Annotated in this window: 28 protein-coding genes; 27 read left to right on the forward strand and 1 reads right to left on the reverse strand. The window is 38.2% G+C overall.

What is annotated here, in order from left to right; translation table 11 throughout:
• Positions 1–102: 102 nt before the first annotated feature.
• From DWZ63_RS08885 to DWZ63_RS08960, 15 genes are all read left to right on the forward strand, one after another.
• Positions 103–474, forward strand: coding sequence for a response regulator (locus DWZ63_RS08885; protein WP_270467206.1), 372 nt, complete (start codon positions 103–105; stop codon positions 472–474).
• A gap of 57 nt (positions 475–531) precedes the next feature.
• Positions 532–1,491, forward strand: coding sequence for an HD domain-containing protein (locus tag DWZ63_RS08890; RefSeq protein WP_055944576.1), 960 nt, complete (start codon positions 532–534; stop codon positions 1,489–1,491).
• Positions 1,492–1,709: 218 nt separating this feature from the next.
• The gene (gene rlmD / locus DWZ63_RS08895) at positions 1,710–3,194 is read left to right on the forward strand and encodes a 23S rRNA (uracil(1939)-C(5))-methyltransferase RlmD (protein ID WP_118499541.1); all 1,485 of its coding nucleotides are present in this window, start codon (positions 1,710–1,712) and stop codon (positions 3,192–3,194) included.
• Positions 3,195–3,256: 62 nt separating this feature from the next.
• On the forward strand, positions 3,257–3,688 hold the full coding sequence (locus DWZ63_RS15965) for a hypothetical protein (RefSeq protein ID WP_347474840.1): 432 nt from the start codon (positions 3,257–3,259) through the stop codon (positions 3,686–3,688).
• A 2-nt stretch (positions 3,689–3,690) separates the two neighbouring features.
• A complete protein-coding gene (locus DWZ63_RS08905) occupies positions 3,691–4,026 on the forward strand; it encodes a hypothetical protein (RefSeq protein ID WP_243020551.1) in 336 nt (111 codons plus the stop codon).
• Between the two features lie 134 nt (positions 4,027–4,160).
• Positions 4,161–4,460, forward strand: a complete 300-nt coding sequence (locus DWZ63_RS08910; RefSeq protein ID WP_055068119.1) for a type II toxin-antitoxin system RelB/DinJ family antitoxin — start codon at positions 4,161–4,163, stop codon at positions 4,458–4,460.
• A 3-nt stretch (positions 4,461–4,463) separates the two neighbouring features.
• The gene (locus DWZ63_RS08915) at positions 4,464–4,796 is read left to right on the forward strand and encodes a type II toxin-antitoxin system RelE/ParE family toxin (protein WP_082440747.1); all 333 of its coding nucleotides are present in this window, start codon (positions 4,464–4,466) and stop codon (positions 4,794–4,796) included.
• A gap of 366 nt (positions 4,797–5,162) precedes the next feature.
• A complete protein-coding gene (gene mobC / locus DWZ63_RS15700; RefSeq protein WP_182431475.1) occupies positions 5,163–5,414 on the forward strand; it encodes a plasmid mobilization relaxosome protein MobC in 252 nt (83 codons plus the stop codon).
• A gap of 283 nt (positions 5,415–5,697) precedes the next feature.
• A complete protein-coding gene (locus DWZ63_RS15970; protein WP_243020553.1) occupies positions 5,698–6,738 on the forward strand; it encodes a hypothetical protein in 1,041 nt (346 codons plus the stop codon).
• A gap of 206 nt (positions 6,739–6,944) precedes the next feature.
• A complete protein-coding gene (locus DWZ63_RS08930) occupies positions 6,945–7,184 on the forward strand; it encodes a hypothetical protein (protein ID WP_055944569.1) in 240 nt (79 codons plus the stop codon).
• 78 nt (positions 7,185–7,262) lie between these two features.
• A complete protein-coding gene (locus tag DWZ63_RS08935; RefSeq protein WP_055944566.1) occupies positions 7,263–7,553 on the forward strand; it encodes a helix-turn-helix domain-containing protein in 291 nt (96 codons plus the stop codon).
• Positions 7,554–7,622: 69 nt separating this feature from the next.
• On the forward strand, positions 7,623–8,468 hold the full coding sequence (dinD, locus tag DWZ63_RS08940; RefSeq protein WP_118499545.1) for a DNA damage-inducible protein D: 846 nt from the start codon (positions 7,623–7,625) through the stop codon (positions 8,466–8,468).
• An 18-nt stretch (positions 8,469–8,486) separates the two neighbouring features.
• Positions 8,487–8,912: a recombinase family protein gene (locus DWZ63_RS08945; protein ID WP_055944562.1), complete on the forward strand. Its 426-nt coding sequence runs from the start codon at positions 8,487–8,489 to the stop codon at positions 8,910–8,912.
• A 579-nt stretch (positions 8,913–9,491) separates the two neighbouring features.
• A complete protein-coding gene (locus DWZ63_RS08955) occupies positions 9,492–9,680 on the forward strand; it encodes a LytTR family transcriptional regulator DNA-binding domain-containing protein (RefSeq protein ID WP_118499547.1) in 189 nt (62 codons plus the stop codon).
• A 114-nt stretch (positions 9,681–9,794) separates the two neighbouring features.
• Positions 9,795–13,433 (forward strand): leucine-rich repeat domain-containing protein, encoded by a 3,639-nt coding sequence (locus DWZ63_RS08960; protein WP_118499549.1) that lies wholly within the window; start codon positions 9,795–9,797, stop codon positions 13,431–13,433.
• Between the two features lie 116 nt (positions 13,434–13,549).
• Here DWZ63_RS08960 and DWZ63_RS08965 read toward each other — a convergent pair whose 3' ends face one another.
• A complete protein-coding gene (locus DWZ63_RS08965; RefSeq protein WP_118499550.1) occupies positions 13,550–14,407 on the reverse strand; it encodes an AraC family transcriptional regulator in 858 nt (285 codons plus the stop codon).
• A 134-nt stretch (positions 14,408–14,541) separates the two neighbouring features.
• On the opposite strand from DWZ63_RS08965, the gene DWZ63_RS08970 reads away from it, so the two are divergent.
• The 12 genes from DWZ63_RS08970 to DWZ63_RS09025 all read left to right on the forward strand — a co-directional run bounded on the left by DWZ63_RS08970 (position 14,542) and on the right by DWZ63_RS09025 (position 26,220).
• Entirely contained in the window at positions 14,542–15,327 is a 786-nt protein-coding gene (locus DWZ63_RS08970) for an AraC family transcriptional regulator (protein WP_118499552.1), read from the forward strand.
• A gap of 221 nt (positions 15,328–15,548) precedes the next feature.
• On the forward strand, positions 15,549–16,856 hold the full coding sequence (locus DWZ63_RS08975; RefSeq protein ID WP_118499554.1) for an MFS transporter: 1,308 nt from the start codon (positions 15,549–15,551) through the stop codon (positions 16,854–16,856).
• 205 nt (positions 16,857–17,061) lie between these two features.
• On the forward strand, positions 17,062–17,286 hold the full coding sequence (locus tag DWZ63_RS08980) for a Lar family restriction alleviation protein (protein WP_022014018.1): 225 nt from the start codon (positions 17,062–17,064) through the stop codon (positions 17,284–17,286).
• A gap of 151 nt (positions 17,287–17,437) precedes the next feature.
• On the forward strand, positions 17,438–18,958 hold the full coding sequence (locus tag DWZ63_RS08985; protein ID WP_118499556.1) for a sodium/proline symporter: 1,521 nt from the start codon (positions 17,438–17,440) through the stop codon (positions 18,956–18,958).
• Between the two features lie 440 nt (positions 18,959–19,398).
• Positions 19,399–20,625 carry an aminotransferase class I/II-fold pyridoxal phosphate-dependent enzyme gene (locus DWZ63_RS08990; RefSeq protein WP_118499558.1) on the forward strand — a complete coding sequence of 409 codons (1,227 nt, stop codon included), beginning with the start codon at positions 19,399–19,401 and terminating at the stop codon, positions 20,623–20,625.
• 127 nt (positions 20,626–20,752) lie between these two features.
• Entirely contained in the window at positions 20,753–21,613 is an 861-nt protein-coding gene (locus DWZ63_RS08995; RefSeq protein WP_055944543.1) for a 4Fe-4S binding protein, read from the forward strand.
• Positions 21,606–21,851: a sulfurtransferase TusA family protein gene (locus DWZ63_RS09000; protein ID WP_118499560.1), complete on the forward strand. Its 246-nt coding sequence runs from the start codon at positions 21,606–21,608 to the stop codon at positions 21,849–21,851. Before DWZ63_RS08995 ends, DWZ63_RS09000 begins: the two co-directional genes overlap by 8 nt.
• A 131-nt stretch (positions 21,852–21,982) precedes the next feature.
• Positions 21,983–22,300: a thioredoxin domain-containing protein gene (locus DWZ63_RS09005; RefSeq protein ID WP_055944540.1), complete on the forward strand. Its 318-nt coding sequence runs from the start codon at positions 21,983–21,985 to the stop codon at positions 22,298–22,300.
• A gap of 131 nt (positions 22,301–22,431) precedes the next feature.
• Entirely contained in the window at positions 22,432–22,641 is a 210-nt protein-coding gene (gene thiS, locus DWZ63_RS09010) for a sulfur carrier protein ThiS (RefSeq protein ID WP_055944538.1), read from the forward strand.
• Positions 22,641–23,447 (forward strand): thiazole biosynthesis adenylyltransferase ThiF, encoded by an 807-nt coding sequence (thiF, locus tag DWZ63_RS09015; protein WP_022014025.1) that lies wholly within the window; start codon positions 22,641–22,643, stop codon positions 23,445–23,447. Before thiS ends, thiF begins: the two co-directional genes overlap by 1 nt.
• A 124-nt stretch (positions 23,448–23,571) precedes the next feature.
• Positions 23,572–23,988: a M67 family metallopeptidase gene (locus DWZ63_RS09020; protein WP_022014026.1), complete on the forward strand. Its 417-nt coding sequence runs from the start codon at positions 23,572–23,574 to the stop codon at positions 23,986–23,988.
• Between the two features lie 480 nt (positions 23,989–24,468).
• Entirely contained in the window at positions 24,469–26,220 is a 1,752-nt protein-coding gene (locus DWZ63_RS09025) for a Na/Pi cotransporter family protein (protein WP_118499562.1), read from the forward strand.
• Positions 26,221–26,233 lie beyond the last annotated feature (13 nt).

Consider the following 26,233-nt stretch of genomic DNA (forward strand, 5'->3'; position numbering starts at 1 on the left):
AGAATGGGAGATTTTGTACGATTGATCTAAACCTGTAGTTTGATATTACAGGCTTAGTATAAATTTTCGGTGATTTATAGTACAGATTGTAGGAGGATATCAATGAAAGTACTTTTAGTAGATGATGCGGCATTTGTGCGTATGTCGTTAAAAAAGATCCTTGATGATGCAGCATTTGGATTTGAATATGTTGAAGCCGGTGATGGGGAAGAGGCTATAGAAAAATATAAATTATATTCACCGGATCTTGTCATTATGGATATTACGATGCCTAAGATGGATGGGATTGCGGCAGTAGGCAGGATAAAAGAGATTGATGACAATGCAAGGATAATAATGTGTTCATCAATGGGATATCAGGAGAAAGTTGTTGATGCAATTACAGCGGGAGCAAAAGATTTTATTATAAAGCCTTATGAGGCAGAAAAAGTTATAAAATCGGTAAAGGCAGTATTAAAATTAGATAAGGAATAGTATGGAAAGTAAAAAACTTTCTATGCACAAAAAATATGTGCAGAAATGAGGATTAAAATGACATATTTAGAAGAATATAAAGAGGGAAATAAATTTTCCGGGATTTATCTTTGTAAGTCTAAACAGATATTAAAGACAAAGGCAGGAAAGACATATTATTCTCTGATACTTCAGGATAAAACAGGAGTTATAGACGGAAAAGTCTGGGAGTTGAATGCCGGGATAGCAGAATTTGACAGTATGGATTTTATTATGACAGATGGCACTGTAACATCATTTCAGGGAGCCCGTCAGGTAAATATAAATCGCATAAGAAAAGCCGGAGAGGGTGAGTATGACCCTAAAGAATACATTCCGGCATCAAAGTATGATATAGAGGAAATGTATGCAGAGCTGAAAGGTATCATAGCAACGATAAAAGAACCACATCTTAAACAGCTTACGGAAGAATGTTTTATAAATGATAAAGAGTTTGTAAAAGAATTTAAGATTCATTCGGCAGCCAAATCAGTACATCACGGATTTATCGGAGGACTTTTGCAGCATACGCTTGCAGTTACAAAGATGTGTGTATTTCTTGCAGACAATTATCCTATACTTGACAGAGATTTGCTTGTTACTGCCGCAATCTTCCATGATATAGGAAAAGTATCTGAATTATCAGATTTTCCGGCAAATGATTACACGGATGACGGTCAGCTTTTGGGACATATATTTATCGGTGCGGAACTTATAGGAAATAAAGTGCGTCAGATAAGCGGATTTCCACCGGTACTTGCAACGGAGCTTCGCCATTGCATACTTGCTCATCACGGAGAACTTGAGTATGGTTCGCCGAAAAAGCCTGCTATAGCAGAAGCGATGGCACTTAACTTTGCAGACAATACGGATGCTAAGCTTGAGACTATGACTGAGATATATGACAAGGCAAATCCAACAACTGAATGGCTCGGATTTAACAGATTTGTCGATTCAAATATCAGACAGAGTTCAGGAAGTGCGGCAAAGAGGAGATAGTAACGATATAGAAATAAAAAGCCGGGGAGCTGATTATCTCAATAGAAATATGGATAGTTGGTTTGTCGGCTTTTTTCACCAGGGGATAGTAATTTAACACTATCAAGGAAGTCAACGGTTTCTATTGCGTAGAGCAATAAGTGGTGGGTTGCATCTGTTTAAGTGGGAAAACATCATTAAATATAAAAACAGTTGAATATAATAAAGGAAATAGCATTATGAGTAAGGAAAAAAAATTCGTGTGTGAAAAGAACGAAGAACTTGAACTTGATATAACGGACCTTGGCAGTACTGGCGAGGGAATAGGCAAGATTGATGGGTACACATTATTTGTCAAAGATGCACTTATCGGGGATAAGGTAAGAGTTAAGGTAATAAAGACAAAGAAAAATTATGGTTATGCAAGACTGCTGGAGATAATAAAGCCGTCTGAGTTCAGGGTAGAGCCTGAATGTCCTGTTGCAAGACAGTGTGGAGGCTGCCAGCTTCAGCATTGTTCATATGAAAAGCAGCTTTCGTGGAAAGAGGAGAAAGTGGCTAATTGTCTCAGGAGGATAGGCGGAGTGCCTGTTTATACTGAGGAGGAATATAAAAAAATTGTAGCCGGGAAATCGGATGGCAGTAAATCGGTTGAAAATACCTTAAATGGCACACCGATAATAATGGAACCAATATTAAGGATGGATAGACCTGTTCATTATAGAAATAAAGCACAGTTTCCGGTCGGATATGACAAAGACGGAAATCTTGTTGCAGGATTTTATGCAGGAAGAACACACAGTATTATACCACAGACGGACTGTCTTATACAGCATGAATGTAACAAACAGATAGTTGAGACTGTTCTTGAATTTATGAAAAAGTATAAAGTAACGGCATATGATGAAAAAAAGAACAAAGGAATAGTGCGGCATATACTTACAAGAGTGGGAAAAACAACTGGTGAAGTCATGGTATGCCTTATCATAAATGCAAAAAAACTTCCTTATCCGGAAGAATTTGTGGAAATGATAAGAAATTGTGGAATTAACCTTGAGATAAAAAGTATCACTGTTAATATAAATCGTGAAAAGACAAATGTAATACTTGGAGAAAAGATAGAAACACTCTATGGACACTCATATATAGAAGATTATATCGGGGACATAAAATACCGCATATCACCGCTCTCATTTTATCAGGTAAATCCTGAGCAGACGAAGAAACTTTACCAGACGGCACTTGAATTTGCTGACATAAAAGAAAGTGAAGTTGTATGGGATTTGTATTGCGGTATCGGAACAATATCTCTTTTCATGGCACAGACAGCGGCGAAAGTGTGTGGTGTTGAGATAGTACCGCAGGCAATCGAAGATGCAAAACAAAACGCAGAACTCAACCATATGACAAATACGGAATTTTTTGTCGGGGCGGCAGAAGATGTAGTACCAACGCAGTACGAAAAAAGCGGTGGAAAATTAAGGGCAGATGTAGTGACAATTGACCCACCGAGAAAGGGATGTGATGAGAAACTGCTTGAAACAGTTTTAAAGATGGCACCATCAAGGATTGTATATGTAAGCTGTGACCCGGGAACGCTGGCAAGAGATGTGAAAGTGCTTGTTGAGAGGGGATATGAAGTTAAGAGAGTAAGGGCCTGCGATATGTTTGGGGGGAGTTTTCATGTGGAGACGGTGGTTGGACTACAACGCAAAAGTATGTAGAAATCTTTGAATTTACGCAATTATCCTATCTGTCAGAAGAAGAACAGTATGAGCTTCATGCGGTGATGGATTTGGAACAGTGCACATCTTCTTTATCACAGGCAAACCGGATGAAATGGATGAGCCAAAGCGGTGAACTTGATATGGACGATATATATTCGGTGCTTGAGGAGGAAAAGCCAAATCAGAGGGAGCAGATAAAGATTCGGGCAGATACGCTGGATGATTATTTTACGGATGGTTTTACACCAAAGCAGAAGGTGGAGCTTATAGAAAAGTTTGTGAAAGAATGGCACAAAAAGCAGGTTACGATGAAAGAAGGGAACAGGCAAAGATGCAAGAAGAATGATCCTTATCTTGAAACAAGAGAAAAAGAGGATGCATTTGCTGACAGGATAGTCGAAAAGGTTGAAAGAAAAGTTCTTTCTAATCTTCCGGCAATGCTTGGATTATATGTTGTAAAGAATAATCACAGTGAAGATAGGGAAGAATGAGTATGTCGAAAGATAGAACAGTTAAGTTTACTTTAAGATTAAATATGCTTAATCCTGCGCATGTTAATATTAATAAGATTCTAAGTGAACTGGATATGGATATATTCAAGTCAAAGAATCAGTTTTTTATAGATGCGGCAATTTATTATATAGAACATTTTGGTCGGGAAGCACTGACAGAATTGAAGGAAAAGAAAGAACCTCAATTTATATCAACTGAGGAAATGGCAGTCATAGAGGAGTGGATCAGACAGGAGGCAAGAGAAGAAGCAAGGCAGGAAGCAAACAAAGAGGTTATGAGCATGGTTGGCAGCTATGCCGCCAAAAAGCGACGGTAACACCATAAAATGGCGCAATAAAGTGATGTCAGCAATCATAATTGCCATTAAAAAGTGACGGCAGCAGTTAAAAATATTTGTGTTGTAAAAAGCAATACATGGTGGTACACTATAAGAAAAAGGAGGTACATACTATGGCAACAAAAACTGCAAATGTAACAGCACGAATTCAACCGAATATAAAAGAGCAGGCAGAGGCAATTCTTGACAGACTTGGAATTCCTGTATCTGTATTCATAGATATGACTTACAGACAGGTTATTATGCGTGATGGAGTACCATTTTCACTTGATATTCCGGATAAACTTGTTACAAGAGATTCTATAACACAAGCTGAATTTGATACGATGATGCAGACCGGGCTTGCACAGGCAAAAAAGAACGATTCTGTATCTGTTGATGAGGCTTTTAATCAATTAAAGTCGGAGATATAGTGCATGAATGAATATGAGGTAAGGGTAACAAGGCTAGCATTAGAGCAGATGAAAGAGATAGTGCATTATATTTCAAATGATCTAATGGCACCGGATGCAGCAGATAATCTGCTTGACAAGATGAAAGAAGAGATTACTAAGTTGTCGAGTTTTCCGAAAAAACATGCCTTGATTGATGAAGAGCCATGGAGGACTGAGGGAGTACGCAAGATTGTTGTTAAAAATTTCCTGATTTACTATTGGGTTGATGATGAAAATAACAGAGTTCAGGTAACAGCAGTTATTTATAGCAGGAGAGACCAGATCAGGCAGCTAAGTAATATGGATATGGAGTAGTGGCTTAATCCATAAGGATTACTATAAAAGTATATAGTTGCAAATATATAAAACTGAATACACGCAATGAAAGAAGCAGATATGTGGAAATATTTCATGTGTCTGCCTTTTTCATGCCCTAAAGATAACAACAAGTATCAGAGAAGCTTGTTTCATACAGTTATATATCCCACACCGCAGGTGTGTACCGGCAGGGTATTAGGGGCAGCCGCCACTAACGAGATGGGTTTTCGTAACACGAAAACCGTATTTCACCTACTATGTTACAGAAATTTCCAAAGCAGTGAAAATAGATTTACAAAGGACAGAAAAAGTAGCTATTACAGCAAAACAAATAAGAAGAATTACACGAGAGGAGGAATGTGTATGGGCAGACCAAAGAGCAGACAGGCACCAAGAACGACACTGAGTATCCGGGTATCAGAGCGAGAGCGGAAGCAGATAGAGGAGAAAGCAGCGGTTACAGGAATGGCTGCATCGGCATATATTCGTACAATGGCATTGGAAGGAGAAAATGTGGACATAACCATTCACGAGAACAGACAGAAGCTGATGCATGAATTATCTGCAATAGGCAACAACATCAACCAGATAGCACGAATGGCAAATACGAATTGATACTACAGTAAAACTGATAACAAATGATGATTATAAGTCATTTAAGCATTGGACAAGCGAATACCAGCGCAGCTTCTATGTAAAAATAGTGCACTTGCGTCAGATGGAAGTGTACCGTTTCAAGTCAAAGGCAGCCCGCCGCTATCATGACCTGAAACGAATGAATGAACTGTAGGAGCAGTATCTTTATCTGGTAAATCACAAAATCGAATCAGCGGATGAAGTGCTTGAACGACATGAGCAAATAGAAGAAAAAATAGCAGATATCAGTGCTGAGCAGAAAATGATTTATGCCGAAAATAGAAAGCTGGGAAAACTTACAGAGGACGGAGCAGAGATAATCCGACATGAAAATACAGAAAGGCTTGAGGTATTAAAGAACAGGAAGAAAAGGCTTAACCATGAGTTAAAGCTTGAGGACAGCATTATAACAGAATACATGTATCAGTCCTATCTTCGATTGGAATTTGAACCAGAAACTAATAAGGATAGGGAGACAGATCCGTTACACCCTGCTATACCGGAATCTCCATGGGAGAAGGAGCGGAAGGATGCAGAATACAAGAAAAGGATAGATGAATTACTTGCTAAGCTCCATGCCGATGAGGAAGCTTGCAGGGAAAAAGAACGGAAAGAGCTGGAAGCAGAACAGGAGCGAAAACGTAGGCTTGAGGCAGAAAAAAGACACATAGAGCAGGAAAAAGAAAAGAAAGCAAGGAAGCTGCTTGCATACAGCAGGTGGCATCTGGATGCAAATGATAAGTTCTATGAAGCTGTAGTACTGCCATCATCGAAAGAATATGCAGGTGAGTATCTTACCTGGATGAGTGAACAGATGAAGATAAAGCAGGAACAAAAACCGCTGGAATACTTTGAGAGAATGATTCCGTCATATGATGAGTATGTGAGGGAGAAGTATCCTGAAAGCATTGAGTTAGGGTATGAGTTATCAAAGCAGGAATTCAAGCCTACAATATTACAGCAGAAGGGCTCTAAAGGTCCGGTGGACCTTTGCTCAGCGCGGACCGAAGTGGAACGGAGAAAGGTCGACAGCAGGAAAGAGAAGGTGGACTTCTCTCTGGAGGATATGGATTTATCTGAATTCAAAGGAAAAGCAACTTATGAGCAGATAAAGGCATATGTGGTGGAGCAGACTGGACTTAAGGTTTCTTCGCTGTATATTGCACAGATTAAGAAGAAATGCGGACTGGATGTGGGAGAAAACTTTAATTTGCAAAAATCAGAGAATGCGAGACAGCCACAATGTACACCGGAGAAGGAAGATGCGATTATACAGGCGTTTAGACATTTTGGAATCATATAGTTTGTGGAGAAGCAGCATCGTGTGTTGAAAATATAGTGAAATATGGGAAAAAGGACATTCCAGAACTGTAGATTTTACAGGTCAGGGGATGTCTTTTTTGCAGAAATGGAAGTGTTCAAGGGACAAGGTAATGATACTAAAGTATTAAGACTGATATGAATGATATCTATCTTATCTAATCAGTTAAAGAAATGGAGAAATAATAAATGAGAAAAATGTATTATGAAGACGCAAAAGAAAATGCAGCATTTGAACGATGTACCGATGTTATCACTAACATGATTATAAAATATGGTCCACTGTTAAAAAGAAAGTGGGCTGTAGAAGAATGGTTAAGAAATATTCATGTGGGATGCTTTTGGAAAGAACTTGCTGTAAAGCGATATGGAAGATATGTAGAAAATATGAAGAAGTGGAAGTTTGGTCTGGAAAAAAGTGCTGCATGACAATATCAGATTGACTTACACATGAATCCAATTTATAATAAAGTCAAAATGATAATGACATAAACGGAGGAAATGAAAATGGAAAAGATTGAAACACTGGAAGCTGCACTTAAGAGAATAGCAGAATTGGAAAGTGAAAACGAGAAACTTCGTGAAGAACTGGAATATTATAAAAACAGAAAGATGAGCGGACGACAGAAACATAATGCCAAGTGGATGGCAATATATAATGATTTTGTTGCAGGTTATGAAAGTGGAATGACTATGATAGAGATTGCAAAGCGTAATAATGTCAGTGAGAGAACAATTTACAGGTATAAAGCGTATTATGACAAGATGAGGAACACAAAGGAGAATGTGTTAGAGTAATTGAAGAAATTAATAGTAAAAAACATATTGCTGGTGTCAGCAATATGTTCATAAGAGGAGAAAATTTGAATGGAAAAGAGAATAATAGAATTGTACAGAAGAAAATTTGATGATATCCGACATGAAGCGGATGGCATTGAGTATTGGTATGCAAGAGAACTAATGAAATTATTGGATTATGTTCAATGGAGAAATTTTGATAATGCAATAAATAAAGCAATGATTTCATGTGAGAATAATGGAAACGTAGCAGAAGATCATTTTTCAAGATTTAACAATACAATTGAAGTTGGAAACGGTGCACTTCGTGAAGTTGAAGATTATATGCTTACTCGTTATGCCTGTTATCTTATTGCTGAAAATGGAGATCCACGAAAGGAGCAGATTGCTTTTGCACAATGCTATTTTGCGGTTCAGACTAGAAAACAGGAATTGATTGAAGAAAGGATTTCTTATATCGAAAGGACAGAGGCAAGAGGAAAATTAAGGGAATCGGAAAAAAGATTGTCTCAAAATATATATGAACGTGGAGTAGATGATGCAGGATTTGGTCGTATTCGGTCTAAAGGAGATCAGGCTTTATTTGGTGGATTTACCACGAAACAGATGAAAGAACGTTTGTGCGTACAGGATAAAAGACCACTTGCGGATTTCCTACCAACACTTACCATTGCCGCAAAAAATCTTGCAACTGAAATGACGAATTATAATGTTGAAGAAAAGGACTTGCAAGGAGAATCTGCAATCACTGTTGAACATGTGGAAAATAATACTTCTGTTAGAGACATGCTTGGACAAAGAGGAATTAAACCGGAAGATTTACCAGCATCGGAAGACATTAAGAAACTGGAACGTAGAGTGAAGAGAGAAGAGAAAAAGCTTGCAGAGCAATCTGGAAAGTTGACAAATGAATAATACAGGAGTGTGAGATTATTGAAGAAGAAAACAAGATGTTACATATATACTCGTGTGTCTACGGCTATTCAGGTTGACGGCTATAGTCTTGATGCACAGAAGGACAAGCTTAGAAAATATGCAGAATTTCAGGATATGGAGATTGTAGGAGAATATTCGGATGAAGGTAATTCTGGCAAGAATATAAAAGGGCGTCATGAGTTTATGCGAATGATGGATGACATTGAAGAGAGCAAGGACGGAGTTGATTTCGTCCTTGTATTTAAATTATCCCGATTTGGCAGAAATGCGGCGGATGTGATCAGCTCTTTACAGCTTATGCAGGATTATGGTGTGAATCTTATCTGTGTAGAAGATGGGATTGTGTTTTTTATCACACGAACTGAAATTCACAAGTTAAGAGATAAAAGTATTATTGATGAAATAAGAATGGATATTGTATGAATTTTTAGTGTGCCGTGCATGGAGAGAGACATAGTTTCTCTCTTTGTACAACTCATTTTTGATGTTAGATTATCAAATTTTCAAGAAGTCTTCAGCATCCACTCACATCTGCATAATTCCTTTTTACTTAATATTCTAATTTATTTCTATGTTTCTTGAATATAAATCCATTATGCTTGTTAAATATACGAAACCTTCTAAAGTCCAAATATATGTTATATCTGAAAACCACACTGCATCTCGTAATTCTTTTTTTGTTGGTGCTAGTGTGCTGACCTATTCATATTTAGCTAAATAACTTGCCTGAATTTTCATCTGCTGCGTTGTCATCAATTGCCGTAGCCAGCTACGGCTCATTCTTCCGCCTTGCAGAATGAAAAATTCATTCTGTGTCATTTAACTAAATAGCAACATGCCAGTACACTAGAATATAAATAGTACATAAGATATGATTGGAGGATTAAGACAAGGCTACACAGAAGAATTGTTTTAGGAGTTGACGAAACTTCCCCTTGCCATAGCACCATAAATACAGTACAATAATAGCAAATTCAACAGACACAAGGAGTAATAGTTATCATGCAGTTTAAGAGAACATTAGAAATTAAGGTAAATCATAAGCATATGATAATCAATGTCGCAGATATACTATATATCAAGGCATCGGTGAATGACTGTTACATTCATGTGACAAGCGGAAGCGTATATAAGACCAGAAGCACTTTAGAGGCAATGGAGGCACAGGTCGGAGAATACTTTCTGAGATAGAGAATTTTCTATCAATGACATATAAGATAGACGCAGATGATAGGATACACGAACTGCCATACGGCTGCGAGCCAAAAGCAGTTTAATCCACAGATATAAGAGAGGAGGCAGTCTATGAGAAAAAAGATATGCCGGATAAAAAGAGGTCTGGCGGTAATGCTATCTGTCTGCATGGTATTCGGTGTGGCACCGATTCAGGCAGGGGCAGAGGAAAATGATTCAGAAATTGCAGTGCAGGCAAATGATAGTGCTGGAAAGACTGAACAGCAATCCACGGAAGAGGAAGAGTGTAAGCACGAGGGTATTGAAATAACTTTCAACAGCAACGGTTTCGGAAACTGCCCGAAATGCAATGCAACAGTATATCAGTCTGCTGTTGAAACAACTGACAAATATGACATTGACGATGACAGCACGAAAGACATCGTTTACGAAATCAGCAATGCAGGTCAGCTGTACTGGTTTGCAGGACTTGTAAACGGCACTCTTGATGGAGTTAAACAAAACAAATTAGCCAATGCAATTCTGACAGCCAACATCACAGTAAATAAAAATCTTCTTGATTCTTTACAATACGATACAGAGGGCAATGTTTCTAACGGAAGTGATTTTATAAGCTGGACTCCGATTGCAGATTGTATGGGAGATCATATAACACAGTATTCAGGAACGTTTGACGGAAATAATAAAACTGTAAGTGGTTTATACTTTAATGATAATTCAACACGTATTGGATTATTCGGAAGTTCAGAAGCTGATGGCAACATAAAAAATGTTGGAGTTGTTGATTCCTATTTCAAGGGGAATGATTTTGTGGGCGGTGTGTGTGGACGCAATGACGGCACAATCACAAACTGTTATAATGCAGGGAATCTTACCGTTATTGAGTCATCTGCTACTATAGGCGGTATATGTGGATACAATAGTGGCACAGTCACAAACTGTTATAACACAGGAACTGTTACCGCTACCGGCCAAGTAGCTTCTGTAGGTGGTGTGTGTGGTTGTAGTATTGCACCAATTTCAAACTGTTATAACATAGGAACTGTTACTGCTACTAGCTCAAGTACTGATATAAGCGGTATATGTGGATACTATTTTGGTCCAATCAAAAATTGCTATTACCTCGCAGACACAGAAGATGAAAATGGCGGCAAAACCACCGAACAATTTGCAAGCGGTGAAATTGCGTATCTTCTCTCACAAGGTTGTACAGTAGGTGAAGGTGAAGATGCCGTAACTTACAGTGGCTCCATCTGGGGACAGGCACTTGGCGAAAATGGTGATACATATCCTGTTCTTGATATTACAAAAAAAGTTTATCAGGTAGATAAATATGACGGCTGTGAAGGAAAACCGGGCAGTTCAACAAAGGTATATTCCAATCAGAGTACGTCAATATATGGAGAACATTCTTTTGCTTATGAGCCTGTAGAAAATGGTAATGCTATTAAGGCAGCTTGTAGCGAGTGTGGTGCAACCTACACCGTAAAACTTACACGGCCGGCAGCAACATCAGATGAAAAAATTGTCTATGATGGAACAGAAAAGAAAGCCGGAACAGCAATAGACTCTGGCAACACGGGTATAGAGACAATTCCTGAAAATGCCATTACCTATGCAACGGTAACAAATGGCACACCATCTACTTATAGTACAACAGCACCGAAAAATGCTGGTACATACAAAGCAAAGCTTACATTAGGCACAGGAGATAACATAGTTTCTATTGAGATAAATTTTACGATTGAAAAAGCAGCTTCACCGACTATAGCTGGTGAGGAAAAGAGTTATGCATATTCAGCCGGTTCAGCCGGCAAGACAATCGGTGTGGATATTGCAGGAAAGTTCCCAACGGATAGGGGCATTACAACATATGCGGTTGCAAAGACAGATACAGAGCAGCTTTTAAGTGAGGTAACTGTCGATACAGCCGGAAATCTGACCTATAAAGTAAATCAGGTAGACTCGACCAAGGTTGGAAAGACAGCAATTATCGCGGTAACAGCTTCAATGGAGAACTATGAGAATGCTGGATACACGCTGACGATTAGTAGTATTGATAAGAAGGCGGTAGAGATTAAGAGTGGAAACAGCGTATCCGTAGATGGAAGCAATGTGCTGATCTATGGTGAAAAGATTTCAAAGCTGACACTCGGAAATACCGTTTTTGTGGAAGCCGGTACAGATGATGTGATAGAAGGTATCCTTTCATGGAGTAATCCGGACGAGATACCGGCAGCCGGAACCACACAGGCGGGCTGGGTATTCAAGCCAGCAGACGGTACGCATTACGCAGAACTTACCGGAAAAGCAGCCATCACAGTAGCCAAGGCAACACCTGTAATTGCGGAGAAGTCGACAGCAACCGCACTTACTTACGGACAAAAGCTTTCTGACAGTACCCTGACAGGAGGCAAGGCAACATACAAAACAGTCGATGGAACAGAGGTAGCAGGAACATTTGCATGGAAGAATAGTAATATTAAGCCTACAGTAGCCGACAGCGGAAAGACAGAGTATGATGTGACATTTACACCATCAGATACAGATAATTATAATGCTGTTGATATGAAAATCAGTCTTACGGTCAACAAGGCAGCGAAAGCTCCAAACATGCCGGAAGCTGCGATGGCACCGGCGCACAGTGCAAAGAAGGTTGGTGATATCACGCTTCCGGATGGCTGGAACTGGTCAGACACCGACAAGGATAAAGAACTTACAGATGGTGTGGCTGTGACAGCAACAGCAGTTTATACAGGAGCAGACAAGGGCAATTATGAGAATGTGAGCGTGACAATCACCATTACTCGCAGTTCCTGTGACCATAAGAATACGGAAGTGAGAGATAAGAAAGAAGTTACCTGTACCGAGGATGGATACAGTGGTGATGTCTATTGTAAGGACTGTACCGTATTAGTGACCAAAGGATCTGTGATCACGCATCCGGGTCATCTGTTAAGAGAAGTAGCAGCAAAGGATGCGACAGCGACTGTGGCAGGCAATATAGCATACTATGTATGTGAGAATGCAGGCTGCGGCAAGTACTTTGCGGATAATGCGGCGAAGACGGAGATTACCGATAAGTCAAGCATTATCATTCCAGCTACAGGAGGTGCTTCATCGTCAGGAGGTGGTTCTTCATCCAGTGGCGGTGCCTCAAGTGGAGGCTCATCAAGTGATGGTACATCTGGTGGCGGTACATTATCGGGAACAACCGATAAGCCGTCTGTACCAAAAAAAGGTACGAAGATAAAGGGCAACGATGGTTCGACTTACATAGTTACGAGTGGCAAGGGCAAAACACCGACAGTACAGTACACTGCTCCAAAGAGTACTGCAAAAGGAACGGTTACCATTCCGGCAAAGGCTAAGATTGATGGAGTATCTTATAGAGTAACATCCATCGCCGACAATGCCTTTAAGAATAATAAAAAGATTACAAAAGTCGTGATTGGAAATAACATCGTTTCCATCGGCAAAAATGCCTTTGCAAAGTGTACTAAGCTTGTAAGCGTTATCATAGGAAAGAATGTGATAAAGATTGGCAAAGATGCATTTGCCGGATGTAAGAAGTTAAAGAAAATCGTAATCAATACAAAGAAACTGACGAAGAAGTCAGTCGCCAAAGGAGCATTTCGCAGTGTTGGCAAAAAGGTTGTCGTGCAAGTGCCAAAGAGTGAGTACAAGGCATATAAGAAGCTGCTTCGTGCGAAAGGACTTTCTAAGAAGGTCAAGATTAAGAGATATTAATTTCAAAATCCGGATGCTTGCAATGGAAGCACTTTGTAAATTTGTGAAAATTGAATACAAACATCCTTTTACACCTCTTGCCGGGGCTAACCGGTAGGAGGTGTTTTTTTGTTGGTTCATTTTAAAAGTTTTCGATATTCGGATGGCGAACAGCCCTTTTGTTTATGAAACAGCCGACTGAAATACAGTGGGTTATCGTAACCGACAATGCGTGCAATTTCATTTACGGCATAATTTGTGGTTTCCAATAACATTTGGGCATTAGTGATTCGGATGGAGGTGATAAACTGCATAGGTGTTGTACCGGTAGATTTTTTGAAATTCCGAATAAACCAACTGACACTCATTCCTCTGGAAGCAGCATATTCTTCGATTTTGATATCACGGTTATAGTTTTCGTTAAAATAGGACGCAGCAGTATCCATTTCATGATCTAGGTACTCATTTTTTAGGACATATTTGCTGTTAAGTTCCCGGTGAAAGACAATCAGTAAATGACGCAGCAATAGTGTCAGCATTTCTTCATAGTTATCCTGGCATCTTTGTAATTCTAAAATAATTCGTTTGAAAATACGCTCGTATTCCAGTGATGTTCCAACATGGAAGATACGCTGGTCATTCGGGAAACCATAACCTCTTAAAATGTTCTTTACATCACTTCCGGTAAAATGCACCCAGTAAACTTCTGTTTTATCAATGCCATAGTATTCATATTTCTGAAATTCCTTGGGGCGGTAAAGTACGATATTGCCTGCTGTAACGACAGTATCATCATCTGTGTTGTCAAAATGAAAATGAGCTCGTCCGGCAGCTATATAGATGATTTGAAAGTCAAGTCTTCCTCTGGGACGATAAGTTGGAAGCTTTGGGTGTGAAGATAGACGATAGGTGCCACAGCTTCCTACAATAAGTGGTCGGCTTTTATCTTTGAAGTCTATAAGGGAGTGGTTGTGATAACCGGAATTTATATACATTTTGAATCCTCCTTTCCTTGTTTGCAAATTCATTATAGGATAGGCTGGATAAGAATGCTTGCCAAATTAAAAGAAAATATAGACAAATATTGCAAAGAAAATCAAAAATCAAGTAATAAAGGGGAGATGTATCAATGCATTTGACATTTAAGGAAACAAAGGAAGAGGTATATGCGGCTCAAAGAGTGTCAAAACATATATCTCCACATTTACATAATGCATTGGAAATTGTGTGTGTAACGGAAGGAACACTCGAGATAGGAGTGGGGCAGGAATTATATCATATGGAAAAGTGTGATATCGGATTTGTCTTTTCTGATATTATTCATCATTATCAGGTGTTTTCAGAAAAAACAAGCCGGGCAGATTATATTTTGGTTCCATCTTCTTTTGCAGGAGTATTTAAAGATAAAATACAAGGATATGCTCCTAAATATCCGGTTATTCGTGCGAGACAGATTGAACCGGATGTTTATAATGCAATTCAGGCGATTATCCAAATGGAAGAAAAAGAACCGATGGTTGTTCAAGCGTATATTCAAATTGTTCTGGTAAGATGTATAGGAAAAATGGAGTTGGTGGAAAAAAGTTGTGTGGGAAGCGATGATTTGATATACCGAACGGTATCTTATGTATCAGGAAATTTTAGGAAAAAATTTTCTTTAGAAGAGATGGCACATGATCTCGGAGTAAGTAAATATGTCTTGTCACGAGTGTTTTCTAAAACATTTCATCGCAATTTCAATCAGTACCTTAATGATGCCAGACTGAGTTATGCATGTACAAGGTTAGTGAATTCAGGAGATACAATTCTTGACATCTGTTTGGATAGTGGTTTTGACAGCCAGAGAACATTTAATAGAGTGTTTAAGGAACGCTATAGAATTAATCCGAGCGAATATCGAAAATTAAAACGATAAGATATATTTCTTTGAGGAGAAAAGCGATGTATTTTCATAAGCGGATGCGACAGATTAATAACGATTTGCCGCATCTTTTTGAAGTTGATTGATTTTTAGGCACTATGTAATGTTAATTGTGCAACGATAAAGTTCACGCATGAGGTAATTATGCCGATATATACTAAAAAAGCAGACAAACGGATTTATAATGTGGAGATAGACAGGGAGAAGTGTAGAAAATGAAAGGGCAAAATATGAATAAAACAGAAAACAAGATGTATAATTTTATGATTTTTTTTATTAGTCAGACTGTATCAGAATTGGGAACTTCAATGACTGGATTTGCGACCGTTATTTGGATGTATTCTAAAAGTGGACAGGTTATGTCTGCATCTTTACTGGCAATCTGCAGTACAGTCCCATATTTAATTGTGAGTCTTTTAGGAGGAGCGACTGTTGATAAAATGAATAAGAAAAAAATTATGCTTATTTGTGATTCTATAGCTGCAACAGGTTCAGTATTTCTTCTGAGTTGTTATATTTTGGGGGCTTTACAGTTGTGGGTATTGTGTCTGGTTAATGTGATTAATGGATTTATGAATGCATTTCAAAATCCTGCTTCTCAAGTTACCGTCACATTATTAGTTGATAAAAAAGATTATGCAAGAATTGGTGGAATTCAATCTACAATAAGTGCATTGGTTGGGATATTTCAGCCCATTTTGGCAACGGCAATTCTTAATATGTTGGGATTACAATGGATTTTAATAATTGATTTATGCACATTTGTATTTGCATTTTTAGCGTTATTATTTGTTGTGCAGATACCTGATGAAATTCCCTCTGACAATCAAACATCATTTTCGGAAATATGGAATGGATTGAAAGAAGGGATTGACTTTGTAGTTGGGAATCGACCGATTTTAATGCTTCTGTTTATGTATTGTATTTTGGAATTTATAGGAGCAATTTCATTTGATGGTATGTTTACACCACTTCTTTTGGCGAGAACAAACAATAATGAAACAATAGTTGGGATTGTTTCTTCATTTATGGCATTAGGCTGTATAGTGGCAAGTGTACTGTTGTCAGTAATAAAACAGCCACAAAAAAAATTACCATTAATGTATTTTGGCAGTTATATGTGTTTGATTGGAATTACATTGTTTGGAATGGGAAGAAATCTTGTATGGTGGTGTAGTGTCGTATTTATTGGTTGTTTTGGAAGTCCGATATATCATACATATCAGACAATAATCATAAGAGAAAAAGTTGATACATCTATGCAGGGACGAGTTTTTTCATTACAGGGTATGATTACGCAGGCATTAACACCATTAGGTTTTTTAGGTGGTGGTATGTTGGCTGACTACATATTTGAACCATTTATGGAGAAAATATCTTTAAGTAAAAATATTATAACTTTTCTTGTTGGACGGCAGAACGGTTCAGGAATAGGACTGATATTTGTTCTTGCGGGATTAACAGGGATTGCTGCACTAACAATTTTGAAATGCAATCCTGCAATAAAACAGTTAGACCAATAAATTTTAGTAAAAGATTATATAATAATATCGGGAGCGTCTATTTGTTGGAAAAGCAAATTAATAAAAACTTAACTTCGCATTGCGTGGACGATAGGAATATGTTAAGATAACCAGCAAAAGAATAAGCTCTCTTTTCCTGCAAATTTGTGGTACAATGAACAAAATACAGCAGCTATGAAGATAGCGGAAAGAAAAGAGGTAGACTATGAATATTGAAGATATGTTAGACATCAATGACTGTCCTTTATGTGACGGTGGAGCTTTATTAGAGGAGGAGTGTGGCTGCGGCTATTATGTTATGTGCATGGAATGTGGCTGTCATTCAGTTACGATTGATTTTCATTCGGAAGAAGAAAGGCTGGATGCCGCTAAAAGGACAGTTATGCTTTGGAACACGGGAAAAGTTATTTCAAGCAGTCCGGGAGAATGATTTTCATACGGTCAAGTGTCTTTTTACGGCTGAACTGTTACACTTTGTATTACAAAATGTAATGACAAATATAACAATTTGTGATAATATATCTCGTTGAGTGGTCTGATAAAATCAGATTTCAAATAAAACAAACGAGGAGAGTTTTTAAATGAGTGCAAATGTATGTATTATCATAGCAATTGTTGTATATCTTGGAGCAATGCTGTATGTTGGCTTTGCTTTCAGCAAGAACAACAACAATGCCGAGGATTTTTATCTCGGTGGAAGAAAAATGGGACCTTTTGTTACGGCGATGAGTGCCGAGGCGAGTGATATGTCAAGCTGGCTTCTTATGGGACTTCCGGGAGTGGCATATCTTTCAGGTATATGCAGTGCGGCATGGACGGCAATCGGTCTTGGAATTGGAACATGGCTTAACTGGTTTTTTGTATCGAGAAGGCTTCGCAGATATTCAAGCAATATCGGGGCTATAACTGTACCTGATTTCTTTTCAAAAAGGTATCACGATAATAAAAATATCATCAATGCCATTGCGGCACTTGTTATCATAATATTCTTTGTGCCATATACGGCATCCGGCTTTGCCGCCTGTGGAAAGCTTTTCCATACATTATTTGGTGTTGATTATATGGCGGCTATGATAGTGTCAGCACTTGTTATCATAGGTTATACTATCATGGGCGGTTTCGGTGCAGTCTGCACGACAGACCTTATCCAGAGTATCGTAATGTCACTTGCACTTATAACAGTCGTTACATATGGTATCAATTCAGCAGGTGGATTTGCGGCAGTTATGGACAATGCAAGGTCACTTCCGGGTTATCTTTCATTAAATAACACATTTGATGCCGCAAACAATACATCAAACAGTTTTAGTTTTATTTCAATAGTGTCAACACTTGCATGGGGAATCGGATATTTTGGTATGCCGCATATTCTTGTAAGATTTATGGCTATTGAGGATGAAAAAAAACTCACGCTTTCAAGAAGAATCGCAAGTGTATGGGTTGTTATAGCTATGACAGTTGGTATATTTATCGGTGTTGTAGGACTTGCAATGACAAAAGCAGGTTCACTAGAAAATCTTGCAGACAGTGAGACAGTTATCGTAAGGATTACCGGACTTATAAGCAGACATGGTGTACTTGCGGCACTTATAGCAGGTGTTATCCTTGCAGGAATATTGGCAGCGACAATGTCAACCTCAGACAGCCAGCTTCTTACGGCAGCATCGGGCGTATCGCAGAATATACTTCATGATTTCTTTCATGTAGAGATGGACGAAAAGAAAAGCCTGTTTACGGCAAGACTTACTATAATAGGTATATCTATAGTAAGTATATTTATGGCAAGAAATCCAAATTCCAGCGTATTCGGAATCGTATCGTTTGCATGGGCAGGCTTTGGAGCGTCATTCGGTGCAGTAATGCTCTGTGCATTATTCTGGAGAAGAAGCACACTTGCGGGAGCGTTATCAGGAATGGTGGCAGGAGGAGTGATGGTATTTGTATGGAAATATCTCGTGCGTCCACTTGGAGGAGCATTAGATATATATGAATTATTACCTGCATTTCTTGTATCGCTGGCAGTGATAATAATAGTAAGCCTGCTCACAAATAAGCCATCAGACAAAGTGTTAGCTGAATTTGATAAGGCAGCGGGAAAGTAAGGAAATATAGCATAAATATAGCATATGGAAATACAAAAACAGAGGTTACAAAATGACCTCTGTTTTTGTGTTCGTCCCGTAACAGTTCAGCCTTGCATTTCTTACATTCATAAACCTGCCAGCGAGCTGTCAGTCGCTGCTTTGCAGCTTTTGTTTATTTCATTTCAGAAATGAAAGGCTATTCTACCATAAAAAGGTACTTAACAATACAATGAACAAGCTCATTGTATTGCCAATTATCTTTTTATGGCTGAACTGTTACTTCGTCCCAAATATAAAAAACTAAAAACTTGCTCCACACAAAAAAATTTAATATAATTATCAGGTAATTGCGAATTTATATCTTGACAACTGCATTAAAGTAGCGTATATTACTAGACATAGTAATTCATATTAAAGAGATAGGAATTATATGTTTAGTAGGAAAGGTGATAAATAATATGAGGTTTAATACAGCATTATTACATAGTGCTGCACCGGGAGATAAGGCTACAGGAGCTACGCTTACACCTATTTACCAGTCCAGTGCGTTTTATCAGGAATCAGCTTTACAGCATGAAAAACTGTTTGCAAATAAAGCACCCGGTTTTTCTTATACAAGAATTGGCAATCCGACGATAGCTGCATTTGAAGACAGGATGACTGTTCTTGAGGGTGGTATGGCATCGGTGGCGTGTGCATCCGGTATGGCAGCAGTGTCATGTGCTTTATTAAATATCACTCAGGCAGGAGATGAGATTGTCGTAAGTACAGGCTTGTATGGTGGAACGATAGATCTTTTCCATGACTTTGAGGCATATGGTATAACTACTAAGTTTGTAGACATAAACGATCATGAGCTTGTAAAGGCAGTAATAAACGAAAAGACTAAGCTTGTATTTGCAGAGACTATAGGAAATCCAAAACTTGATGTTGCCGATATTGAAGCACTTGCAGCTATTGCACATGAAGCAGGTATTCCACTCATTATTGACAATACAGTTGCATCTGCTTATCTTACACAGCCGTTAAAACTTGGTGCAGATATTGTCATCAATTCAACATCAAAGTATATAAACGGAAACAGTGATGCAATAAGCGGTGTCATTACAGATGGTGGAAAGTTTAAGTGGGATTTTGAAAAATATCCGGGAATGAAGGAGTTTAAAGTGTTTGGAAAGCTTGCATTTACAGCAAAACTCCGCAATGGATTGTTTAGAAATATAGGAGCGTGCATCGCACCTCAGACAGCATTTTACAATCTTCTCGGAATGGAAACTCTCGGACTTAGAATGGAGAGAGCCTGTAGCAATGCACTGAAACTTGCTAAACATCTTGAAGAATATAAAGACCTTACGGTCAATTATCCGGGACTTGAGAGCAGTGATTGGCACGAAACAGCACTTAAGGTACTACACAATGGATTTGGAGCTATCATTACAGTAAGAGTCGGAAGTAAAGAAAGAGCATTTTCGATAATGGATGGTCTTAAGATTCCGAAAATTGTGTCAAATATAGGTGATACAAAGACTCTCATAGTCCACCCGTCATCAACGCTCAATGTTCACAGTTCTGAACAGGAAAAGAAAGATGCAAATGTTTTTGATGATATGATTCGCATAAGTGTCGGGATAGAAGATATAGAAGATCTTATCGAGGATTTCGACAGAGTATTAAAAGAAAACTAAGTTCATTTGTTATAAAATGGCAGATGATGTGCAAAAACATTTTGGAAATAACAGAATGTATGCAGAAAAAATACCATTAAAGTATGAAACTTCATATTAAAAAGGTTTCATAAACAAGGAGGAAAATATGGCAGTAGATTATGCAGCATTAAAAAAAGGCGGATTTATGCGTCAGAAACAGAAAAATAATTTTTCACTCAGATTGCAGGTTGTAGGTGGAAACCTTACAGCAGAAAATCTTGTAAAGATTGCTGAAGTAGCTGAGAAATACGGAGACGGTCATGTGCATCTCACATCAAGACAGAGTGTGGAAATACCTTTTATCAAGATTGATGATGTTGATGAAGTAAAAGAAGAACTTGCAAAGGGCGGATGTAAGCCTGGTGTGTGCGGTCCCAGAGTTCGTACTATCACAGCCTGTCAGGGAAATCAGATATGTCCTGGCGGAAATATTGATTCGTACGATATTGCAAAGAAACTTGACAGCAGATATTATGCAAGAGAACTTCCTCATAAGTTTAAATTTGGTGTAACAGGATGTCAGAACAACTGTCTTAAGGCAGAGGAGAATGATGTAGGAATCAAGGGAGCAGCTATCGTTTCATGGAAACAGGATGCCTGCATAAATTGTGGAGTATGTGAGAAAGCCTGCAGGGAAGGTGCAATCACTATAGCAGACGGTGTTGTTAAGGTTGACGAGTCTAAGTGTAATTACTGCGGACGCTGTTCAAAAGCCTGTCCTACTGACGCATGGGATGTAAAGACAGGATACCTTGTATCATTTGGTGGATTATTTGGAAACCGGATTGTCAAAGGTAAGGAATTGCTTCCTGTTGTTGAGTCAGAAGAGCAGCTTTTCAGAATTACTGATGCAGCTATCCAGTTCTTTGATGACAATGCAAAACCAAGTGAGAGATTTAAGTTTACTTTGGACAGAGTAGGACTTGATAAATTTGAAAAGGTTATAAAGGAGGCGTACAATGGCTGATTTTGAGATTGATGAGAGAGTAGATATTACTGATGTAGTCTGCCCTATGACTTTTGTTAAGGCAAAGGTGGCAATGGAGGAGATAGAAGTAGGAAAGGTGCTCGCCGTTACAATGAATGAGGGTGAGCCGGTTCAGAATGTTCCAAGAAGTTTTAAGGAAGAAGGACAGCAGATACTTAAACTTATTGACAATGAAAATGGAACATATGACCTTATCGTTAAAAAGGTTGAAGAATAAATCTGTTGAAAAATAAAAGGCATAGTTCTTTAAATAAAGCAGCTTTTAAATAAGTAACTTTATTAAATATAAAAATAAAATGTGATATGTCATTTAAAAGCGGCATATCGCTTAAAACAGGAGGGCGAAGAATGGCAAAGAGAGTTTCTAAAGATGATTTTGAAAAGGAAGTATTGCAATCAGAACTTCCGGTAATTGTAGATTTTTATTCAGATTCATGCATTCCATGTAAACAGCTTTCACCTATCCTCGGTGACATAGAAGATGATTACGAGGATAAGGCAAAAGTTGTAAAAGTAAACATCAATTTTGATGAAGAACTTATGGAGAAATATGAAGTCATGGCTTCGCCAACTCTTGTCTTTTTTAAAGACGGGGAAGAAACAGACAGAACAAGAGGTCTTGTAAAGAAAGCCGAGATAGAAGAGAAACTTGGTGCTTTACTTTAAAACTATCAGGCGGCAGAGCGGATTGCAAATATCCACTTCATTAAAAATATGAAAACAATCGGGGAGAACTTTTAAATAAAGTCTGTCCGTTAGATATATAAGATAGAAATTATAAATAGGAGGGTTAAGAGATGACTATTACAATAGCAGGCGAAAAAAAAGAATACGCAGAGGGAACAACTATTGCACAGATTATTGAAGCTGAAAAGGTAGAGAATCCACTTTATGTAACAGTTTCATTAAATGATGATTTTGTTGATAAAGATACATTTGACACAACAACAGTTAAAGAGGGAGATTCTATTGAATTTCTTTATTTCATGGGAGGAGGAAGTTTCTAATGGCATTTACTAATGAACAGATGGAACGCTACTCAAGACATATCATCTTGCAGGAAGTAGGCGTTAAAGGACAGAAAAAGCTGTTGAACAGCAAGGTGCTAATCATCGGTGCCGGCGGACTTGGTGCACCAGCCGCAATGTATCTTGCAGCAGCAGGCGTTGGTACTATTGGTATTGCGGATGCTGATGAGGTTGATCTTTCAAATCTCCAGCGTCAGATTATTCATGGAACTGCTGATGTAGGCAAAGCAAAAGTTAAGTCTGCAAAAGAGACAATGAATGCAATGAACCCTGATGTAACAGTAAATACATACCGTACATTTGTAACATCAGAAAACATCATGGATCTTATAAAAGATTATGACTTTATTATTGACGGAACAGATAACTTCCCGGCAAAATTCCTTATCAATGATGCCTGTGTAATGGCAAAGAAACCATTTTCTCATGCAGGAATCATCAGATTTAAGGGTCAGCTCATGACTTATGTTCCGGGAGAAGGACCATGCTATCGTTGTGTATTCAAAAATCCACCTCCAAAGGACGCAGTTCCTACTTGTAAACAGGCTGGTGTTATCGGTGCAATGGGTGGTGTTATAGGAAGCCTTCAGGCAATGGAAGCAATCAAATACATCATCGGTGTAGGGGACCTTCTTGTAGGAAAACTTCTTACATACGATGCACTCACAATGCAGTTTAGAACAGTTAAACTTCCAAAGGCTGACGGCAAATGTGCAGTATGCGGTGACCATCCGACAATCACAGAGCTTATTGATTATGAGCAGGCAGAGTGTGACGGCAAATAAGATTAAGCAAATGTCTTTTGTGACAGGTGCAGATTTGAGCAAAAACAAATAGTGTTTATGGCATATGCAAATTTGAGCTTTGCATAGCCGCTTTGCAATGAGTTGCTCAGAAACGAGGAATAATATGCTTTTTTTAACAAAAAATGATTATGACAAGATTTTAAAACATTGCGAAGCCGGACTTCCTGACGAGGCTTGTGGCCTTATCGGTGGAACAAAGGATGGCAATGATAAATATATCAAGAAAGTTTATCTTCTTACAAATATTGACCATAGCAATGAGCATTTTTCAATGGATCCCAAAGAGCAGCTTCAGGCTGTAAAGGATATGCGTCAGAATGGACTTGAACTTCTTGGAAACTTCCACTCTCATCCGGAGTCTCCGTCAAGACCATCTGAGGAAGATAAAAGACTTGCATATGATTCAAAAGTCAATTATCTCATCTTGTCTTTAATGGACAGAGAAAATCCTGTGTTAAAGGCATTTATCATAGATGAAGAAAAAAATGTGACTATAGAGGAAATTAAGATTACAGAGTAGACCGGGCGAAAGCGAAAAGCTTTATGACTGAAAGAATGGAAAAGAGTAAAAGCAAAGCAAAAACTTTTTGAATGAAATCAGGCAAGTGAGCGAAATCTAAAGCAAGGTCAACAATAAAAATGGGCGTTATTAAAAGAGACTGTATAATATATAGTCTCTTTTTGTAAGTAAAAAAATGATTTTCAATTTAAAATGCTCGTAATTTAGTGTGATGCCATCCAAGAATTGTTCTGCTCTTTGTTATAAAATTTGTAAATGAAAGACTCAGGCTTCTTAATACCACCTTATAAAAATAGTGATAATTTTACAAAGACTTGACATTTATTTTACTATGCTGTGATAGTTGCAGCATAGTTTTTTTGTTACTCTTGTGTTGTAAAGAAAGAAGTGCTTTATGATAACTATAAGAAAAATAACAGGATAAAGCATAGGCTTAGTTTTGTGTGTACTTATTAAGAAATTACAGAGAGGACAAAGATTATGAACGAAAATGTTAAGGTAGTGTTTGGTTTGCTTGGCGGTCTTGCATTATTTTTGTATGGCATGAACAGTATGAGTGATGCTTTGCAGAAAGCTGCCGGGGAAAAAATGAAAAAGATTCTTAAAATTCTTACAAAAAATCCCATTATGGGTGCACTTGCAGGTGCGTTGGTGACAGCAGTTTTACAGAGTAGTTCGGCAACAACAGTCATGGTAATAGGTTTTGTAAGTGCAGGACTTATGACTCTGCCACAGGGTATTTCTGTTATATTTGGTGCTAATATAGGAACAACTATGACGGCACAGCTTATGGCATTTAAAATAAGTGATTATATATATCCTCTGATATTTATCGGATTTATCATTAACTTTGTGTGCAAACAGGAGAAAGTAAAACAGGTCGGCCGTGTCATTTTTTCGTTTGGGCTTTTATTTGAGGGGATTGAGATTATGGGAAGTGTCATGAAGCCGCTTGCTACAAGTCCGATTTTCATTGACCTTATGGGAAAAGTAAAAGATATTCCGGTTCTTGGTGTGTTGCTTGGATGTGTAATGACACTTGTTGTGCAAAGCAGCTCGGCAACTATTGCCGTTTTACAGAATTTTGCGTCACAGGCAGGTCCTGATGGAGTGACAAGTGTTATCGGTCTTGGCGGTGCGATACCTATTTTATTTGGTGACAATATCGGTACTACGATAACAGCTCTTTTGGCATCTATCGGTCAGTCAAAAAATGCAAAGAGAACAGCGGTGGCACACAGTGTATTTAACATAACGGGAAGTATCGTGTTTATGTTTCTGATACCAGTCTTATCAAAGTTTGTAAGATATATCTCACCAAAAGGAAATGAAGTTGATGTAATCTCAAGACAGATAGCAAATGCACATACGACATTTAATATAGTCTGTACTTTGGTATGGCTTCCTCTTATACCGGTGATGGTAAAAATTGTTAAATTCATCGTGAGGGGTGACGATGCAAAAGAGAAAGCAGTATTTACCGCAAAATATCTTGATGACAAACTGATAAATCAGCCGACAGCAGCATTATATCTTGTATCAGAGGAGATAAAACGCTCAGCTTCATATGCTGCAGAAGCTTTCAGGTATCTTAAAGCAGCCGTAACGGCAAAAAAAGATGGAGTGGCAGGACGGAAGTTTAATGAATATTCGGAATATGTAAAAGTATTGCAGGAAAGTATTTCAACATACATATCAAAAATGTTCTCAAGTGGAAATCTTACAGAACTCCAATCGGAACAGACGGCAGGGCTGCTATGTGTATCAAATAATATAGAGAGAATAGCTGAGAGATGTGACGAGATAGATAAGTCTTATGAAAACCTAAAATCAAAAGGGTATAAATTGTCAAATGAAGCAATTAACGAAGTAAAAGAGTGTATGGAACTTTCGGGAAAGTTATTTGAAGAAGCGATAGAAGCGGTAGCGACAGGTGATGATAAAGTAATAGATAAAATGACGAGAGATAAAAATAAAATAAGAAAGAAAAACAGACAATGCAGCAAAGCACATTTTGGCAGAGTGAAAAATAAAAAATGCAGTAAGGCAATGTCTGGAGATTATACGGAAATCCTCCAAAATATCGGAAGAATAACGGATAACTGTGTAGGAATAGCCGAAGAAGCAATGGACAATGTAAAGTTTATGACACTTAATGCTGAGGAGATGGAACAGTATGGAAATGTAATAGACTTTTCACAGGCAAAACAGGTGGAGGGCACAGAAGCATAGAAAATACATATGA

This window comes from Clostridium sp. AF34-13 (genome assembly GCF_003477845.1).
Lineage (GTDB): Bacteria > Bacillota > Clostridia > Lachnospirales > Lachnospiraceae > Butyribacter > Butyribacter intestini.